Origin of the sequence: Pseudomonas imrae (assembly GCF_046352735.2) — a bacterium.
Taxonomy (GTDB): domain Bacteria; phylum Pseudomonadota; class Gammaproteobacteria; order Pseudomonadales; family Pseudomonadaceae; genus Aquipseudomonas; species Aquipseudomonas imrae.
On record NZ_CP110853.2, the window covers coordinates 967650 to 985352 of the forward strand.

General features: G+C 55.9%; 12 protein-coding genes and 1 pseudogene. 7 read left to right on the forward strand and 6 right to left on the reverse strand.

Annotated elements, in window-relative coordinates; genetic code table 11:
- Positions 1-77 precede the first annotated feature (77 nt).
- Positions 78-1556 (forward strand): MFS transporter, encoded by a 1479-nt coding sequence (locus OQ460_RS04265; RefSeq protein ID WP_410020641.1) that lies wholly within the window; start codon positions 78-80, stop codon positions 1554-1556.
- Here the strand turns inward: OQ460_RS04265 and OQ460_RS04270 are convergent.
- Complete coding sequence (locus OQ460_RS04270) at positions 1471-2280, reverse strand: AraC family transcriptional regulator (RefSeq protein ID WP_410020642.1); 810 nt, start codon at positions 2278-2280, stop codon at positions 1471-1473. The two genes, OQ460_RS04265 and OQ460_RS04270, sit on opposite strands and share 86 nt — an antisense overlap.
- Before the next feature lie 138 nt (positions 2281-2418).
- On the opposite strand from OQ460_RS04270, the gene OQ460_RS04275 reads away from it, so the two are divergent.
- Positions 2419-3057, forward strand: a complete 639-nt coding sequence (locus OQ460_RS04275) for a LysE family translocator (protein ID WP_410020643.1) — start codon at positions 2419-2421, stop codon at positions 3055-3057.
- Between the two features lie 15 nt (positions 3058-3072).
- Here OQ460_RS04275 and ggt read toward each other — a convergent pair whose 3' ends face one another.
- From ggt to OQ460_RS04290, 3 genes and pseudogenes are all read right to left on the reverse strand, one after another.
- A complete protein-coding gene (ggt, locus tag OQ460_RS04280) occupies positions 3073-4917 on the reverse strand; it encodes a gamma-glutamyltransferase (RefSeq protein ID WP_410020644.1) in 1845 nt (614 codons plus the stop codon).
- Between the two features lie 78 nt (positions 4918-4995).
- On the reverse strand, positions 4996-5499 hold the full coding sequence (locus OQ460_RS04285) for a LysR family transcriptional regulator (RefSeq protein ID WP_410020645.1): 504 nt from the start codon (positions 5497-5499) through the stop codon (positions 4996-4998).
- A gap of 83 nt (positions 5500-5582) precedes the next feature.
- Positions 5583-5663: pseudogene (locus OQ460_RS04290) on the reverse strand (short-chain dehydrogenase); the annotation flags it as partial.
- Between the two features lie 35 nt (positions 5664-5698).
- Here OQ460_RS04290 and OQ460_RS04295 point away from each other — a divergent pair.
- Positions 5699-10240 carry an AvrE-family type 3 secretion system effector gene (locus tag OQ460_RS04295; protein ID WP_410020646.1) on the forward strand — a complete coding sequence of 1514 codons (4542 nt, stop codon included), beginning with the start codon at positions 5699-5701 and terminating at the stop codon, positions 10238-10240.
- A gap of 101 nt (positions 10241-10341) precedes the next feature.
- Here OQ460_RS04295 and OQ460_RS04300 read toward each other — a convergent pair whose 3' ends face one another.
- Complete coding sequence (locus OQ460_RS04300; RefSeq protein WP_410020647.1) at positions 10342-10737, reverse strand: chemotaxis protein CheY; 396 nt, start codon at positions 10735-10737, stop codon at positions 10342-10344.
- 70 nt (positions 10738-10807) lie between these two features.
- Entirely contained in the window at positions 10808-12040 is a 1233-nt protein-coding gene (locus OQ460_RS04305) for an EAL domain-containing response regulator (RefSeq protein WP_410020648.1), read from the reverse strand.
- A 663-nt stretch (positions 12041-12703) separates the two neighbouring features.
- Here OQ460_RS04305 and OQ460_RS04310 point away from each other — a divergent pair.
- Genes OQ460_RS04310 through OQ460_RS04325 form a run of 4 tightly spaced genes read left to right on the forward strand, consistent with a single transcriptional unit; the run spans position 12704 to position 17629 of the window.
- Positions 12704-13282 (forward strand): fimbrial protein, encoded by a 579-nt coding sequence (locus tag OQ460_RS04310; protein WP_410020649.1) that lies wholly within the window; start codon positions 12704-12706, stop codon positions 13280-13282.
- Between the two features lie 26 nt (positions 13283-13308).
- Positions 13309-14028: a fimbrial biogenesis chaperone gene (locus tag OQ460_RS04315; RefSeq protein WP_410020650.1), complete on the forward strand. Its 720-nt coding sequence runs from the start codon at positions 13309-13311 to the stop codon at positions 14026-14028.
- A gap of 15 nt (positions 14029-14043) precedes the next feature.
- The gene (locus tag OQ460_RS04320; protein WP_410020651.1) at positions 14044-16539 is read left to right on the forward strand and encodes a fimbria/pilus outer membrane usher protein; all 2496 of its coding nucleotides are present in this window, start codon (positions 14044-14046) and stop codon (positions 16537-16539) included.
- 19 nt (positions 16540-16558) lie between these two features.
- A complete protein-coding gene (locus OQ460_RS04325; RefSeq protein WP_410020652.1) occupies positions 16559-17629 on the forward strand; it encodes a fimbrial protein in 1071 nt (356 codons plus the stop codon).
- Positions 17630-17703: the final 74 nt, after the last annotated feature.

Here is a 17703-nt window from a genome sequence, read left to right on the forward strand (position 1 = left end):
AGAGTTGTATGGCTATTTATCATCTGTTGAGCATGAAAGACACTGGCACCTGTTTATTTTTTGGACAGGATGCCGTGATGCCCGCCACTTCTTTGAATCGCCCCGCCAGCCGGATGCTTGTGCTCTTGGCTTGCGCACAACTGATCATCGCCCTGGACGCCACCATCGTGTTCGTCGCCTTGCCACAGATCGGCAGTCATCTTGGCTTTGACGCCCAGCAGTTGCAGTGGGTCGTCAGCGCCTACACGGTGGCCTTTGGTGGTTTTCTGCTGCTGGGCGGCAGGGCGACGGATTTGCTCGGCAAGCGACGTATGTACCGGCTTGGCCAGGCGCTCTATGCGCTGTCGTCCCTGGCGGCGGTGCTGGGGGGCAGCGCGTTGTTGCTGGTGCTGGCCCGCGCGGTGCAAGGTGTGGGCGGGGCGCTGCTGTTCCCCGCGACGCTGGCCTTGATCAATACCCACTACGCGCAGGGGCCGGAGCGCAACCGTGCCTTTGCCGTGTGGAGCGCGGCCTCGGCGGCTGGGTTGGCGCTGGGTGCCTTGTTGGGCGGAGTGCTGACACAGTGGTGGGGCTGGGAAGCCGTGTTCCTGGTGAATGTGCCGTTGGCGGGTGGCTGCGCATGGGCGGCGCGCTACTGGATCCCCGTAGACGGCGAGCGCGCACGGGGTCGCAGTTTCGATCTGAGCGGTGCGTTGACCGTCACCGTTGGCGGCACGTTGCTGGTGTTTTCATTGGTGCAAGGGCCCGAGTGGGGCTGGACGTCGCCGCTGACCTTGGGGTGCATGCTGGTGGCGCTGGCCTTGCTGGGCCTGTTTGCCTGGATCGAACATCGGGGCCGCGATCCATTGATGCCCCTGCGTTTGCTGGGCTATCGCGAGTTGCGCATGGCCATGCTGCTGACTGCCGTGTTCATGAGCAGCTTTGGCGTGCAGTATTATTTTCTGGCGCTGTACTACCAGCAGATCTACGGCTACAGCGTGCTGCAGGCGGGGTTGGCGTTTTTGCCGGCGACGCTGGTGTGCACGCTGGGGATCTGGCTGGCGGAACGCGCGCTGGTCAATATCGGGTTGCGCAACACGTTAGTCTGCGGCCAATTGGCCGGTTCGCTGGGGATTGCCCTGATGTGCCTGGCACTGCCCAATGGTGCGGGGTTCTGGTGGTTGCTGCCGGGGATCTTCATCTTGAGCATTGGCCAGGGCATGACGTGGACGGCGATGTGGGTCGCTGCGGGGTTGGGTGTCAGGTCGGGGGAGCAGGGCGTGGCGGCGGGAATGGCCTCCACCACCCAGCAGATTGGCGGCGCGCTGGGGCTGGCGTTGCTGGTGTCGTTGGCCAACAGCGCGAGTGGGACGGGGGGCGCCCAGGCGCAGGGGATTGAGTGGGCGTTGTGGGGGAGTGCAATGGTTGCGCTGGTGGGGGCGGCGTTGGCGTTGCGGCTCAGGTCACCGCAAGGCCAGTTGGGCGGGGTGCCTAGCGCCCAAGCATCTTCACCCAGCGCGAAGGCGGCAATCCATAGGTGCTGCGAAACTGCCGGGTCATATGACTCTGATCGGTAAACCCCGCGGTCAACGCCGCGTCAACCAACGAGCTGCCCTGGCCCAATAAGGTACGCACCAGATCAAGGCGGCGCATGGTCAGATAACGGTAGGGACTGGTGCCGAACAGCAGCCGAAAATCCCGCGACAAGGCCCAGCGATCACGTCCGCAGTGCTCGGCCATTTCGTCCAGGGTGATAGTGCGGTTCAGGGCGCCGTGGATGAACTCTCGGGCACGCTCGGCAGCCAGGTAGTCGAAGGTCTTGCGGCTGACGTTGATGCCCGACGCATTGTTCAGGGCATGGGCCAGGTCAAACAGCGCGTCCTGTTCCAGCAATGGGTCAAGCGGGCAGTCGAGACGCTGTACCAGCACTTGGCAGGCACGGTGCAGCCGCGGATCGCTGGACAGCCCATTGTGGATAAAAGGCAACGGCTTGCCGCCGAGAATCTGTTGGATCAATGCCGGCTCCACATAAATCATCCGGTACTTGAAGCCCTCGTCACTGCCGGCCCAGCCGTCGTGGAGTTCGTCGGGGTGCAAGACCATGGTCGTGCCCGGCAGGCTGTGGGTCTTGCTGCCGCGATAGTGAAAACTCTGCACCCCAAGCAATGTATGGCCAATGGCGTAAGTGTCATGGCGATGAGGGTCATAGCCGAACCCGGAAAAGTACGCTTCGATGCGCTCCAGGCCACTGGCAGGTGGCGCGCGGTGCAGCCAGTCGATATTCGCGGTGGGTTTGCCCATGGGATGTTTTTCGAAAAGTGTCGGATGGCATTACGTTAACCGAGTATGAGCCGGCTGTCTGCCACAGGCTTGTACGATTGTGCGCCGCGTGAACACTGGCCTATGCTTGCTTTTCCTACACCGCCTCGGACGTTAAAAATGGACTTTTTCAACTCGGCCTACACCGCGCCCCTGGCGTCTCTGGCTTTGTTGTGGACCGTGGCGGTGGTAACGCCGGGGCCGAATTTCTTCAACACCGCACGGCTGGCCGCCAGTTGTTCGCGACGCCATGGCGTGATGACCTCAGCGGGCGTGTCCACAGGAACCATGATATGGGGGCTGGCGGGCGGGCTGGGGATCAAATCGCTGTTCACTGCCGCACCCATGCTGTACCTGGCGTTCAAGATCATCGGTGGCTGTTACCTGATCTACCTGGGACTGAAGCTGTTCAAGCGTGCGCCGCCGCAGGTAGAGCAGAACCTGGTGCCCGACGGCCCCCGACGCTCACTGTTCTACGCGTGGCGCCTGGGCTTGCTGGGTAACCTGTCCAACCCCAAGGCGGCATTGTTTGTTGCAACTATCTTCGCCTCCACCATGCCCCCGTCGCCTTCGCCGATATTATTGACCCTGGCTGTTATCACCATGGCAAGCTTGTCATTCAGTTGGTATACCAGCGTGGCGCTGGTGTTTTCCAGCGCACGCATGACCAGCCTCTACAGCCGTTCTCGCAAATGGCTGGATCGTTTTGCCGGCGGTTGCTACGTCCTCTTCGGCGCCCATCTGGTGGCTAACCGCTGATCGACACAGCTCTGCTCAATCCCCCAGCGCCTCCCCTTCACGTCGAGGGTCCGCGCCGCCGCTCCACGCAGCCTTGCCTCGGGCATCGCGCACGCGGACGATGGCTTGGGTGCCGCTGGTCATGTCGATCTCGCTGAGGGCGTGGCCCTTGTCCTTGAGTGCCTGCTTCAATTGCGCACTGAACAGCCCTTGCTCCAACTCGGTCGCGCCGTTACGGCTGCCAAAATTGGGCAGGCTGATGGCAGCTTGCGGGTCGAGGCCCCAATCGAGCATGGCCACCAGGGATTTGCTGACGTATTCGATGATCTGCGAGCCGCCAGGCGAGCCGACTGCGGCCAGCAACTCGCCTGTCTGTCGATCAAACACCAGGGTGGGCGCCATGGACGAGCGCGGGCGCTTACCCGGTTCGATTCGGTTTGCCACACGTTGACCATGTTCCTGGGGAATAAAGGAAAAGTCGGTCATCTGGTTGTTGAGCAAAAAGCCCTGGACCATGACATGTGAGCCGAACGCCGCCTCGATGGTGGTGGTCATCGACACCGCGCCGCCCAGGTCATCCACCGCCACGACTTGGGAAGTGGAAATACGCAAGGGCGAGCGATCGGGTGCATACGCCACTTCAATCCCTGCCGGTTGGCCAGGCTTGGCGACACCCATGCTGCGTTCGCCGATCAGGGCAGCGCGACTCGCCAGGTAAGCAGGGGCGACGAGACCTGCGACCGGCACCGGGACGAAATCTGCGTCGGCGATAAATTGGGCCCGATCAGCATAGGCCAGGCGATCGGCTTCGGCAATCATGTGCACGGCTTCAGGGGCGGGCTCCAGACCGGCTGGCGTTGCGGCCTTCAACGGCTTGAGTGGTGCCAGCGCCCAGCGTGGGTCGCGAGCTTCCAGGGCCTGCAGGGTGCCGAGGATCTGCGCAATGGCGACTCCGCCCGAAGACGGCGGCGGCATGCCACAGACTTGCCAGCGTTTGTAGTCGGTACACAGCGGTGCACGTTCCTTGGCGCGATAACCTGCGAGATCGCTCAGCGACAGGCTCCCGGCGTTGCGGTGGCCCTGGACCTTGCGCGCAATCTCTTCGGCAACTGCGCCGTGGTAAAGAGCGTCCGGGCCTTCCTTGGCGATGCGTTCGAGCAGGTGGGCCAATGCGGGGTTTTTCAGCAGCGTGCCGACGGCTTTGGGGGTGCCGTCGGCGTTGAGAAAGTAAGCTTTCATCTCCGGCGACTGGCTGATGTAACGGTCGGCGGCGATCAGGCTGTGCAGGCGTGGGGAAATCCGGAAGCCTTGTTCGGATAAGCGGATCGCGGGTTCAAACAGCTGTGCCCAAGGCAGTCTACCGCTCTGTTCGTGCGCCATCTTCAATGCGCGCAGTACGCCGGGCGTGGCCACGGAGCGTCCACCGATCTGCGCCTGGGGAAACGTCATCGGGGAGCCATCGGCGTTCAGGAACAAGTTTGCGGTGGCCCCCGCTGGAGCGGTTTCGCGTCCGTCATAGGCGCGCACCTGCTTACCGTCCCACAGCATGATAAAGGCACCGCCGCCGATCCCGGATGATTGAGGCTCCACCAGCGTCAGCACGGCTTGCATGGCGATGGCGGCATCAATCGCCGAACCGCCCTGGCGCAATATGTCGCGTCCGGCTTCAGCCGCCAGCGGGTTGGCGGCGGCAGCCATATGGCGCTCGGCGTGGCGCACGCTCAAGTCGGTGCGATAACCCGAACCCAGTTCCGGAGCCGGCGGCAACTCTGGGGCAGTGGCGCTGTGGCAGGCACTCAAGGTCAGGGCAGCGACTATTACCGAGAGGGTCGTAACAGGCTTGAAGCGCTGGAAGGAAAGCACGTGGTGAACTCCGTTCATTTTGAGAATGATCTGTTGCTCCTGGGATGACGCGCGACAGGTAAACCTGGGGTTGCAGATACAGCGTGGCACCTGGGGTCAGGCGTTTTGGCGGGAAAGTCGCTGTTCGAGATACGGCGAAATGAGCCCTTCAAACCACTCGATAAACACATCCAGGCGCAACGAGCGCTGGCGCCGATCCGGATACAGCGCCGAGACGTCCATCGGTGCTGGTCGATACCTGGACATAACTTCCACCAACTGCCCTGAATCGATCAAGTGCTGTACATCGAACAGCGGCACCTGGATCAATCCCAACCCTGCACAGCAGCACGCAATGTAGTTTTCCGCGTTATTGACAATGATATTGCTGGGTAATCGCAGGGCTTGCTCGACACCCGCCAGATGATATTCCCACGCTGACTCATTACTTGAAATATCTGAAGCATAACCAACACTGATATGCCCTTTACTCAGGTCGTCGGGGTGCTGGATAGCAGCCGAGACAGTGGCCCGGGGTAGCTTGAGCACGTGGGCCGCCTTGATGAAGCTCTCCATCTCTGCGACGCGGACGAACACGCGGGACTGGTCAACTTTATCCATCGGTGTTGGTACTTCCCGCGTGTCGATCGGCCGGTTGCTGTTTGCGAACGTAAATCTGCTTGGTCGTATAGCTGCCCGGTAATTCACCAACCATCACTGATCAGATGGCGAATGAAGGGGTTGACGTCCTGGATGTCGGTGAGGCCTGTGCTAGAGAGCGCCGACCTAAACAGCGCGGCTTCAAAGATAAGCCGGCAGGTTGTGGATAGAGAGTTCGTTATTTCTGATCAATAAAACGAAAGCGTCAAACCGCCCAAGTGCATATCTCTTGAAATGCTGTGTCGAGGTCTGGTTCGGAACCGAGCTCTTCAGAAAATCACTACGTTTTATCAATGGACGTATTTCTGGAGTTGCTATGCACCTGGGATTAGATATTTTGGCAAGAACGCTGCGGACCACGATTGACAAAGCTGTGGCAAAGGATGCGCAGAAGCCGCCTCGAGAAACGACGAACGAACTTATTCAACGAGGTTTTTCAAGTACGTTATCGAAAAATCACAGTGCAGAGCCTCCCATCGAATTGACGCGCTTTGAATCGCTGCACCCGACCTCGATGTTGTTGGGTGCCAAGCTGGTGCAAGGGCGAGTACAGGCTGACGCCACAGTAGTGGGTCGAGATATCGCGCGTCATCTCAACCAGGCGAATGAGCACTACGTCTGCGATAGCCACGCAGTTGCTGCGAACACACTACGTATCAAATCTGATCAGCACCAGGTGCTTCATATCCAGTCCACGCCCGCTGTGGCGGCGGTGATCAACAGTAGTCGCGCCGCGGCACCAGGCAGCGCGCCTGCGCCACCTCCCGACAACCCGGGCAGAGCTCACCTTGGGCAGATCAGCCATGTGCAAACCACGGTTGACGGCGAGCAGTTCCGGCTGGCCAAAGGGCGCTTGTTTCGTTTTGAGTCACAGACCAACAGTTGGCTTCCAGATGTTGAAAAGCGTGCGCTCAGCCGTATTGGCCTGACTGCGCAGGGGCAGTTGCTGAAAATTCCAGTGGGTGTGGCAGATAGCAGCGTCGAAGGCAAAAAATCGGCGTCCCTGAGTCACGTCCAAGGCGCTTCAGTCTTGCATTTGCTGGGCGCTGGCGAGCAGTCCTTGAGCCCGGTGGATGAGGCCGGAAAACCCTTGGCGCTCACGCGCATAGGACTGGCAGGCGATACGCTTTATGGGTGCAACGCTTATGGCGAACTGTTCCAGGGCCAGCGTAGCCAGGCTCGGGACGGTGTACTGCCGATGGCCTGGCAGCCTGTTGAGTCACTGGAGCGGTCGCTGAAAGGGGCGGTCAGCGTTGAAGGATTTTTCCATACAGATGAGGGGCAACTCCACGCACTGGTACGTGACTCGCGTGAACAACTGCATAGTTGCCCATTGACGGGGCCGAACTCTCTGGCGCCGGAATGGAACCTCAGCGATGTGCTGGTCAAGGGTATTGAGAAAGGCCTGCCCTTGCCCAGCCTCCAGGCGCTCGCTGGCGCGGTTGATCTCGGGCCGCGGGGCAAGGTCGCGTGTGACGAGGGTAGCCTGTTGTGTTGGGATGCTCGCTCGCAAAGGTGGGAAGAAACCTCACAAGACGGTATTGAGCGGATGGAGCGCGGGCTCGATGGCCGTGCCTATGCCTTGCACGATGGCCAGTTAAAGACAGTGGCGACCCAGCAGGTTTGCGCGCCGGTCCATGAAGGCGCCAGTTACCTGTTGTCGGGGTTTGCGGTACCGCGTACCCAGGCCGCGCTTGATCAGGCCTTGGCTTGCGGGCCGGCGCGAATCACCGGGTTCGCCGTCGAGGATGGACGAAAGTTCGTAACTGTCGATGAAAACAACCGGTTCCAGGTTCATCTGGATGGCCAGGTCAAGTCGTTGGCGTTTGCCCAGCCCGTTGCTGTGCAAGCGCTGGCCCTGGATGGCGATGGTCATCTTTACGCACACACCCAAGGCGGTGAGCTGCTCAGGTTGGCACGTCAGGACTGGCAGGGCGGTAGCGATGCAGCATTGAGCTGGACCAGGGTCATGCTACCCGATTCGCAGCGGCTGGACTCGTTACGAATGGGCGCGGATAAACAGCTGATTGGCGGTTGGGGTAATTGTTTCCATAGTTTGAATACCTCCGTCGATGGGCTGCTGGAGTGGCGAGCGGTGTCCTCTTCGACGCAGGCGCGGGGCTTTTCACTGGCTGAAAAAATGGCTGGCAACCAAATGAGGGCACCGTTTCTGGATGGGGCTCTGTCGGTCGGCAGCAATGTAATGGGGCAAACCAGTGACGGTGTCGGGCTCAAGCGCGGTTTTTTCCAGGGGTTTAAGGCGCACTTCCATCCTCTGGAGGGGATCAAGCAAACGGGGATGGATATTCAGCATCACTTCAAGGGCCGTCAGGGGCTGGCGAATGTCTACGCGGACGACAAGCGTCTGCATGAACGGCTCAGGCCGCTTTCACTAGAACGGCCTGCTCCTGTCGACCTGGAGCAGCGTCTTGCCGCGTTGAGTGAGCCCGGTCCGCGACAGGCATTGGCCAAGGAAATCGGCGCCGCGCTGGTACAGGTGGAAAAAAGCAGTGAGTCCTGCGCCCGGCGTCTAGGGGAGACGCATGGCGTGGTGCTTGATGCCAAGCCCAGGCTGAACCGCGCGATCGTGCAACCCGACTCAACCTTGCATCAACTGTATGAAGCGTTCAAAAGAGTATCGCCCTCGCCGGGCAAGCCAACAGCTGCGCTGCTTGCCAATTTTGAAGGGCAGGCTCTGTTGCTTCCGGCAAAAGATCTCGAACGTACACGCGATACCAGCCACCCTTCAGCACTGATCGTGGGCGATCTGATCCATCATGCTGACACCCTGAAAAAACTCAATGAGCTGGTGGCCGAACTTGAACATGCCAGTGGCCAAAGCCCATCGGCCCTGGCAAGAGTGGAGCAGTCCCTGAAGACGTTGATGCAGGATTATGCTCAAAGCCCGGTGCATAAACTGTCCAGCCAAAACATCGCCAGTTATGGCCAGGCAGAATCCTTATACAAAAACTTCAAACTGTTGGCAAAGGACCTAGGAACCCCTGGGTCCGCCCTTCATTGGCACCTTACGCACGTGCTCGGGTTGCCGGCCGATGCAAGTATCAAAGAGGCAATGACCCAGGAGGTCCGCCAACTAGATCGCGGCCAGAAGCTGGCGCCGAGTCGCACTCAAGGGAAAAACCTTGGGGTGATGGTGACGGGGATAAAACCAGTATCGCCACTGGAGTTCTTTGTCGGTGCTTCCAAGTCTCATGCCAACGGCGTCAGTATCAGCCGCACCGATAAAGGAGCCAGGGTTGAAATCAGCATGGACGACACCCGCCGGGTGGCGACTTCGCTCGCTTCGGGGTTAACCCTTGGACGCGGTACAGCGGCGGTGGGCCCTAGCCTGAGGGTGGGGGCGGAACTGACGGCTGCGGTGGCAAGGACCAACGGCTCATCCGTCAGTTTCGATGTAGAAGAAGCCGACTTTGCCAAGATGATGGCGATCCTTACGGCAGAGCAGGGCAATGCCCTTGATCTGTTGGATCTGGGGGCAAAGCATGTCACGGGTGAAAGCACCAAAACCAACGTCGATCTCAATCTGGACGTGCTTGCACAACTGCGGCTTAACTACAATCCACAAGAAAATATCCCCGAGCTGGCTTCAGTGCTTCGTGCGGGCATCGGGCCTATCGCCAACGTCAATCTGGTTCATTTGGACAAAGGCCAGACAACCAGCCGCAGCGCAACGGCTACCGACAAGGGGGGGGCGGCGAATGCGCAATTTTTGCGACAGGGTGGCATAGGCTTTAACGCCGCACCCCTGAACATGGTGACGCTGGGTAGCGGGCAGGAGGGCGGCCCCGCCGTTGCTGCATTTGCCCTGCCAGAAGTTTCGGTCATGGTGAGATTTGATCGCACACAGTCTTGCAACTTCAGTTTCTCTTTCAAGCAACCTGAACCTGTGGATCAGTCGAAAATTGATGACATCGTGCGCCGATTGTCTCGGTACTCCCCGACGACCAGGACGGATTTGGCTGCCCTTGAACTACCTGGTCTTCCGCCGGGTGAACAACTGACCAAGCTGCAGCAGTTTTTTGCGACCCATTCGCCACTGCCGACAAAGTCGCAGGCGTATCAGGCCATCGGCCAATCATTGGATAACCTGGCTCACCAGCACTATCTGGAGCAGAACCAGTTGCGTCAGTTAGCCTCGGTCGAAGCGACAGTCACGCGGGTTGGCTTGCAGGATGATGAACGACATACCTGGCTGGATGATGTTGCGCCGGCCAACAAGGCTGCAATCGTGCAATGGCTCAAGGACGCTCCGCAGTTTGCCCAAGTGCTCGACCAGTTGAAGAGCGGTGAAGGCACCTCGATGAGCATCGGCCTGGAGCTCAAGCCGCAAGTGCTGCGCATTATCGAGCGCAAGTGCCTTGAGGGTGAACCCCAGACACAACTGATCGAGCAAGCACTGAGCAACCGCGAAAACCTGCGGATCAAAAGCCTGAGTCTCAGTTATACCGCCAGCCAGTCCCACGCCATGTCGTTCCCGCCAATGACCAACATAGGGTTCTCGAGCAGCGCCGGACTTAGCCATTCCCAAAAACGGCTGAGTGCCGAGCTTGAGTATGGGGTAGATGCGGACAAGCCCTTGAGGATGACGCTGGACGATCGTCTGGGCATGCTGCCGAGCCATGACTTGACGCTTGACCTGGCGGATCAGCGAGTGAGGGGTGTTGGGGCGCCGATCGTGTAACTTTCTGGCGGACATAAAAACGGCCTACTTTCTGATAGGCCGTTTCATTTTTGAAATGATATCGAAAAGGCGCTGTGCTCACGTAACAAGGGCCCCAAGACTCAATGCACCTTACGCAGCCAAGGACGGCGAGTAGCTTTGCTCTTTTGCGGATCGATCATCTGCATCAGGTTTTTTAGCGCCTGGTTATCAGGCGGTCTTGAGAGCGTTTTGATCACCTTCGAACTGGGGGCCAGGACCATGACCTGCTCGTGAAGCGGCAGGTTTTTGTAGATCAATGTGTGGCGAATGGCCGGGCAATGGCGAAAAAAATCATCCAGGTCTAGCGCGAAATCCGCGGCAAGATCACTGTTGATTAGCAACAGGTCAAAAGGCTCTATCGCGTTTTCGAGCATTGCCTGCAGCTCCTTGAAACAAGCCACTGGAGCTATTCGATGATAACCCTGTTGATTCAGCATTTTCTCGATGCTCAGGCGCTGCGCCGGCTGGTCATCCACAATCAGTATCCGTAAAGACGGTGTTGGCATTGCTGATCCTTCATATCGGCGTACCGATTCGCTTGGAGTGTCATGGATAAGTGATGGGCAGTGGTTCATTGCGTTCTTCAGGCGGATGCTTTCTTGAATGAAACCACACGCACAGCTCATCCCTCGTCATCGGTTTGGCAAAGAAATAGCCTTGGCCTTGAACGCAGCCCAGATCAATCAATTGGTGGTGTTGTTCCTGTGTTTCGATACCTTCGGCGACCACTGTCATGCCCAGGGATTTACCCAAGGCGAGGGTGCTGCTGATAACCGCCCGGCAGCGTGGGTCACCACCAAGCGCCTGGACGAACTCACCGTCGAGCTTGATTTCGTTGAAGGGCAACTGACACAGGCGTTGCAGAGACGAAAAACCGCTACCAAAGTCATCAATGGATAATCGGCAGCCCATCATGCGCAAACGCACCAGGTTCTCCATGCAGATTGCCGATGCCTCCACCAACCCTGTCTCCGTCAACTCGAAGGTCACTCCAGCTCCTGGCAGCTTGAAACTCGCCAGGGTTGCTTTAATCCTGGAGACCAAAGTCACATCGCAAAGCTGCGAAGGCTGCAGGTTGAACGCAACGTTCAGGGGCAAGCCATGCATCAAGAAATATCGCTGCAGCTGCAGCCCATGATCGAGCTGGGCAAAAAACAACTCATTGAGCAAGTCGCAACGTTCAATGGTCGGCATAAACACTGCCGGCGAAACCAGGCCACTTGACGGATGGTTCCAACGCGTAAGCGCTTCGACCCCAAAGGCTTGGTTGTTCAACAGATTGATTTTTGGCTGGAAGTAGGTCTCCATCTGACCTTGTCTTACTGCGCAGCAGACCTCGTCCTCATCGGCTATCAGATGCGCGTGATGAAAACCCGCTGGCGATGTCGGCGGGCTCAAGTGGCTTTTCAGCAGCCGGCTCAACGTATCAAACTGCAGAGGCTGACCCAGCTCTCCCAGCATCCTCAGCCCCAACAAGGGCATCAGTTTTCCCACAGCTCTGCGTATATCTTCAGCGAGCGAACTGTTGATGATTACCGAGCGCACCAGGCCGTCTTCTGCCGCGCGCTGTAAAAAATCAAGGTTGTCGAGCCCCCCCCTTTGCATATCGCACAATGCAATATCTACCGGTCCGACGCTGTGCAGGGTGTGTAAGGCATGATGGGCAGACGATGAGCTGAACACAGGTTCGCATCCCAGTTGCCGCAACATATTTACGGTGATAGCCCGTTGAAAAAAATTATCGTTCAAGACTAGAACGCGTAATGGCGGCGATTGCATGAATACCTCTCCGGAATACGGTAAACGTCGACTCTCGATACTCCTTATTCATAAGTGTTTCTATAAAACACTTCCCTTCCCCTAAAAATGAGGTGCCAGGCTTTTCAAGCCAGTAGCGTGCTTGTCTACGCGCTCTAAGTACGCAGCACCCTGCTTGAACACAATCTAGTTGGATGTCTTATTTTCGCTGTCTTTTGGCGTACGAGGTCCTAGAAATATCCCGTCGAGCTGTAGGAAATTTCCTGCAATCCCTGGCGTCGCAATCAGCGAATAGGGGGGCATGGTACCTTCGAAGGAAATTTCCTACATTGCCAGGGGAATGGGACTACACGAGTTTTCCTTGTTGGCCGACAAACTAGTGCCAATTCGACATGCACCTTACAAGCGACACGCAACTCTAAGTGAATGCCGAAGTTTGATTTTCTACTTTGTATAGATACGTTGGTTTTGCAAAGTAGAAAACGAGGTTGTTGCATCAGTAGCATCGCAACGCAATATTGCTCTTGTGATGTCAGTACCTCGCTGGGTTTCTTGGGTGCTCGTCACATTGTGCAGGCGCAACATGATGCACACCTCAAAAACGTTGTTATGCGAAGCCAATATCGCTGTTGAGCTGTTGGCGATAGAAATACCAATAAACCTTAACAAAGTAACGGAGTTCCAATGATCAAGCATGCTTTCTCCCTGGTAGCACTGGCCGCCGCACTCACCTCTGCAAACGTCATGGCCGCCGATAACGCTGCCGGTGGTGTTATTTCCTTCAGCGGCGCGGTTACCGACACTACTTGTACTATCAACGGCGGTAAAAGTGCAGACTTCACCGTTGCACTGTCTCCTATCTCCGTCACGGACGCCGGCACCAATGTTGGCCTGGTAACCAAAAACAAGAAGTCGTTTTCGTTGACGTTCTCCGGTTGCAGCCCTGCCGCAGGCGTGGCTGGCACTCCGTTGAAAATGTATTTCTCGTCTGCGGACAACATTTCCACCGACGGTAAATACTTGCTGAACAACTCGGTAAACGAAAGCGATACCAGCGTCGCCAAAAACGTCGGCTTCGCGTTGACAGTACCAGGCACCAACGCTCCAATTCAGTTGAACGTGCCGTTCACCACTGCCGTTACCGGGACCGAGCCAACACCTGAGACCGTAGTGTTCGATGCACACTACTACAAACCCAATGTCGCCGCCGCCAAAGTTGGTGCTCTCAGCTCCAACCTGACTTACACCATTTCCTACTTGTAATTTGTACCGTGTACCAGGCCCACTCCATGGGCCTGGTTCTGGAAGAAATCATGATAAAGCAACTATTTATAGTAGGGCTGCTGCTCGCCTCGGTATCCGCACAAGCCAACATTGTAATCAATGGCACTCGTGTTATTTATCCAGAAAAAAACAAAGACGTGGTGGTTCAACTCATCAACAATGGAAGCGATTCGTCCTTGGTTCAAGCCTGGATAGATGATGGTGATATCAACTCCACCCCCGAGACGGCGAATGTTCCGTTTCTCTTGTCTCCACCGGTGGTCAAGGTATCTGGCGATAGCGGCCAGCAACTCCGGATAACCAAGGTCGGTGCCCCGCTGGCTGCTGATCGGGAGTCGATTTTCTTTTTGAATGTACTGGATATTCCACCTACTCCGGAGAACCTGCAGGGGACCAACACGTTACAACTGGCGATCAAGTCTCGGATAAAAATGTTTTATCGGCCGAGCGGACTAAAAGCCACCGCCAACTCCAGTATTGACAGTATCGAACTGCAAGCGGTAGCGAAGGGTTTTAATGTCGTCAATAAAAGTGCGTACTTTTTCACGCTTGCCAATGTTGACCAGCAGGATAAAAAACACCTGCTCGTTGATTCAGTCATGGTTGCGCCATTCTCCTCTGTGTTCGTTGAAAGCAAAGAACCGGTCAGTAAAAACACACCCTACACCATGCTGTATATCGATGATTTAGGTGCTTACAAAACCAAAGTTGTAACGTCGCAATAAGGTGAAAGAGTCAGAATGAAACAGCCAAAAAACCTCATCAAAGTCCTGACGGTGTCCTCGCTGTTTCTACTGGGCAAAGCCTACGCGGAAACCTTTGACACCTCGCTGATGGCTGGCAAATCCCGTGAATCGGATATGTCACGGTTTTATGCAAGCTCAGAGATTCCTGCCGGCAAACAGGATATTGATGTTTATGTCAATAGCAGCTGGAAAGGCCGCTACACGTTAGTGTTCGGCGATGTGAAAGACGATATCAAAATCAGTTACGACGATACCGCACTGCTTGGGATCAACATGCGCGGCTTGCCCGCAGCCCAATCCGGTACGGACAGCCTGCAAATCAGCCAATTGGTCCAAGGTGGTTCTTTTCTTCTCGACATCAGCACGCTGAGCCTCAAATTGACTGTGCCCCAGTCTTACGTAAATCGCTCAGAAGAGGGCTATGTCGACCCGAAATTTTGGGATCATGGCGTACCCGCGTTTTTATTTGGCTATAACGCCATGCATTACAGCATGCAATCAAAAAACGGCGGCTCGTCCAGCGACGAATTATATTCCGGCCTGGATTTCGGTATTAATTTTGCCGGTTGGCAATTTCGGGAAAACAGTTCAATCCGAAAAAGCTCGTCACAAAGCTTGAAGTATCAAAACAACACCCGCTACCTTCAAAAGAATATCGCTTCTATCAAGTCCACCTTCAAGCTGGGTGATTTCTACTCTGCAGGCGATCTGTTTGACTCGATCAAAGTGCGCGGCGTGGCGCTGACCTCCGACATCAATATGTTGCCCAGCTCCAAACAAGGGTTTTCGCCTATCGTGCGTGGCGTCGCGCAAACCAATGCCCTGGTAAAAGTCATCCAGAACGGTAATGTGGTTTATCAAGAGAACGTACCACCCGGCGCGTTTACGCTGGATAATATCCAGCCCACCGGGTCAGCCGGCGACCTGACAGTAGTGGTCCAAGAGGCCGACGGGCGCGAACAGTCGTTCAGCGTACCGTTTTCTGCCGTGCCTAATATGCTCAAGGAAGGTGTCAGCAAGTACAGTCTGGTGGCGGGTAATGTCAACCAGATCAACACCGACTACAACCCAGGATTTGTGCAGGGTACGTTGCAATACGGGCTGAACAATTTGTTGACCGGCTATGCCGGAACGACCCTTAGCAATGACTACCGCGCCTATCTTGTCGGCAGCGGCTTGAACCTGCCGATTGGTGCCGTTTCGGTTGACGTGACCCAATCGGACACACAGTTAAAAAACCAAAGTAAAAGTGGTCAAAGTGTACGCGTGTCCTACAGTAAGTTCCTGGATGTAACGGCCACTAACTTCAGCTTGGCAGCCTATCGTTACTCGACTGAAGGCTACTACAGCTTCAGTGATGCCATTTACTCCCAAGAGGGATACCGTGAGCTCGAAAGACAAGTCAGCGACTATCGAAAGCGACTTGACGAAGACGATGCTCCGATCCTCGACTTGAATACCTGGGACGCCCTGCGAAGCGCGCGCCCACGCAACACCTTCAACTTAAGCCTGAACCAGCGCTTGAAAGATAACTGGGGCACCGTGTTTTTCTCCGGGACGCAACGCGACTACTGGACCAGCAATAGCAAGAGCCGTGAATACCAGTTTGGCTATGCTAACGCGGTGGGCCAGATCAATTATAATATCTCGGCCAACCGCGTCAGGAACTCCAATCGCGACGAAGAGACCCGTTTTTATCTTTCAATGACCGTTCCCTTTGATATTGCCGGCAACAGAGCATATCTGAACAGTGGCGCGTCGTTCGTAGACTCGCGTTATCAGCAAAGCAACGTCAGCGTGAGCGGTAATGCGCTGGAATCGAACCGTTTGAGTTACACCGTGGCGGCCAGTAATCAAGACGGTGGAAATAACACAGCCAGCGTTAACACCTCTTACCGTGCCAATGCCTCGACACTGGGCGCCTCTTATGGTGAATCGTCCGATTATCGACAAACCGGCCTTGCTGCTCGAGGCAGCGTCGTGATGATTCCTGGGCACGTGCTGGCTTCCAATGAAATCGGCAGCACCATGATGGTCGTCGAGGCCCCCAAGGCCGAAGGCCTGATGGTCAATGGTGACCAAAGTATCGTCACCAACAAAGATGGCTTGGCGCTGGTTCCGTACGCGACACCTTATCGACTGAACTCAGTTACGTTGTCCGACAGCGGTAACAGTTCCGGTGCAGAGATTATCGGAAACATCGCCAACACGGTTCCGTTTGCCGGCACGGTCAATCATGTGAAGTTTGAGACAGATCAACGGCAGTCTTACATCGTGCCGGCTCGCAAAGCAGATGGCGGTCCTCTGCCTTTCGGCGCTGAAGTATTAGATGAGTCAGGTCAATCTATAGGTTTTATTGGTCAAGCCAGCACCCTGTATATCAAATCTGCGGAGAAACCCGATTATCTGGAGGTGAGGCTGAGCAACGGCAGTTGTATTATCCGCCAGCCTGATTTCGCGGTGAACACCTCTCACAATGCCTGCCATTAATACGAGATAGTTAATTATCATGAGTAGATTTGTCTTTCTGTTTTTGTTAACGGGGCTATTCAGCAGTGCCAGCTACGCGGTCTGCTACAGCGGAGTAACCCGATACGGTCCGGATATATTAATTGACCTTTCAGACAAGCTCAGTGAAAGAAATCGTGTCTGGACGCAAACTATTTCCAGTAATTTTGGCTCATTTGGTTTTAACTGCACTACTGAATCCATATTTGAGTACAATTTTCCAATGTCAGACCGCTCTAAGGTAATAGCAGTTGGACTGGACGACGGAAAACACTGGATACGAGCAGAGGTCATAGATCCCATTCAGAATAGGACGCTGCGCTCGGGCGATCACGTGTCCTCAGAGTTGAGCACCCCCTTTACTCTACGCTTTACCCTAATGGACGGTGGTGATCCCAGGCTTAAGGTCAGTGGCAACACTGGGCGATTTAATAATGTCGCAATTGCGAGAGACACGTCTGGAATGACTTTTTGGGAGACCATTGGCTCTTGGGTTGCTTTTCTCGGCAAGGTCGTTGTTTGGGTGGCGAGTTTATTCCAACACTGGCCTTTAGATCAGCGAGATATGTTCTCACAAAACCTCACAATTACTTACACGCCCAAGATGGCCACCTGCAACTTCAATAACGCAGGGTTGATGGTGAATCTTCCTAAAATTGGTATTGCGCAGCTGACAAAAATTTCTCAACCAGGTTATACACCGTTTACTTTGAATTTTAGTTGCAGCAATCTGCTGGCCAACGGCAGTACCGACCGTGCAATTGACATGTTTTTATCCAGCAACAATCTACTTTCATCTGATAACAGCGTGTTGATGAGCAATTCACCTGGTGCGGCACAAGGAGTCGGCATAAAAGTCACCAAGCGCGAGACCCCCAACGCACCGGTTGTCTTTTCTACGTCCACCTTGAACCGAGGAAATGCTACATCCATTTTCAGTGCCGCTGCCGGCGCTGTCGTTGAGAGCAATTTCTCTATTGGCATGGGGGCTTACTACTTCCCTTACAGTCCCGCTCAACTCACCAGTGGCGAAGTCAGGGCAACGGCTACGTTAAACATCATTTATCAATGATCCTCAACTTTGTTTGATCAGCCAACTACCCCTCGATACAGCGGGGTCGTTGGTCATTCCACGGTACGCAAGCG

What these genes read in the sequence shown, in the direction of transcription:
- OQ460_RS04310 (WP_410020649.1), top strand. Translation starts at nt 12,704, where the DNA reads ATGATCAAGCATGCTTTCTCCCTGGTAGCACTGGCCGCCGCACTCACC.
- OQ460_RS04305 (WP_410020648.1), bottom strand. Translation starts at nt 12,040, where the DNA reads ATGCAATCGCCGCCATTACGCGTTCTAGTCTTGAACGATAATTTTTTT.
- OQ460_RS04320 (WP_410020651.1), top strand. Translation starts at nt 14,044, where the DNA reads ATGAAACAGCCAAAAAACCTCATCAAAGTCCTGACGGTGTCCTCGCTG.
- OQ460_RS04325 (WP_410020652.1), top strand. Translation starts at nt 16,559, where the DNA reads ATGAGTAGATTTGTCTTTCTGTTTTTGTTAACGGGGCTATTCAGCAGT.
- OQ460_RS04265 (WP_410020641.1), top strand. Translation starts at nt 78, where the DNA reads ATGCCCGCCACTTCTTTGAATCGCCCCGCCAGCCGGATGCTTGTGCTC.
- ggt (WP_410020644.1), bottom strand. Translation starts at nt 4,917, where the DNA reads ATGAACGGAGTTCACCACGTGCTTTCCTTCCAGCGCTTCAAGCCTGTT.
- OQ460_RS04270 (WP_410020642.1), bottom strand. Translation starts at nt 2,280, where the DNA reads ATGGGCAAACCCACCGCGAATATCGACTGGCTGCACCGCGCGCCACCT.
- OQ460_RS04315 (WP_410020650.1), top strand. Translation starts at nt 13,309, where the DNA reads ATGGGCCTGGTTCTGGAAGAAATCATGATAAAGCAACTATTTATAGTA.
- OQ460_RS04275 (WP_410020643.1), top strand. Translation starts at nt 2,419, where the DNA reads ATGGACTTTTTCAACTCGGCCTACACCGCGCCCCTGGCGTCTCTGGCT.
- OQ460_RS04285 (WP_410020645.1), bottom strand. Translation starts at nt 5,499, where the DNA reads ATGGATAAAGTTGACCAGTCCCGCGTGTTCGTCCGCGTCGCAGAGATG.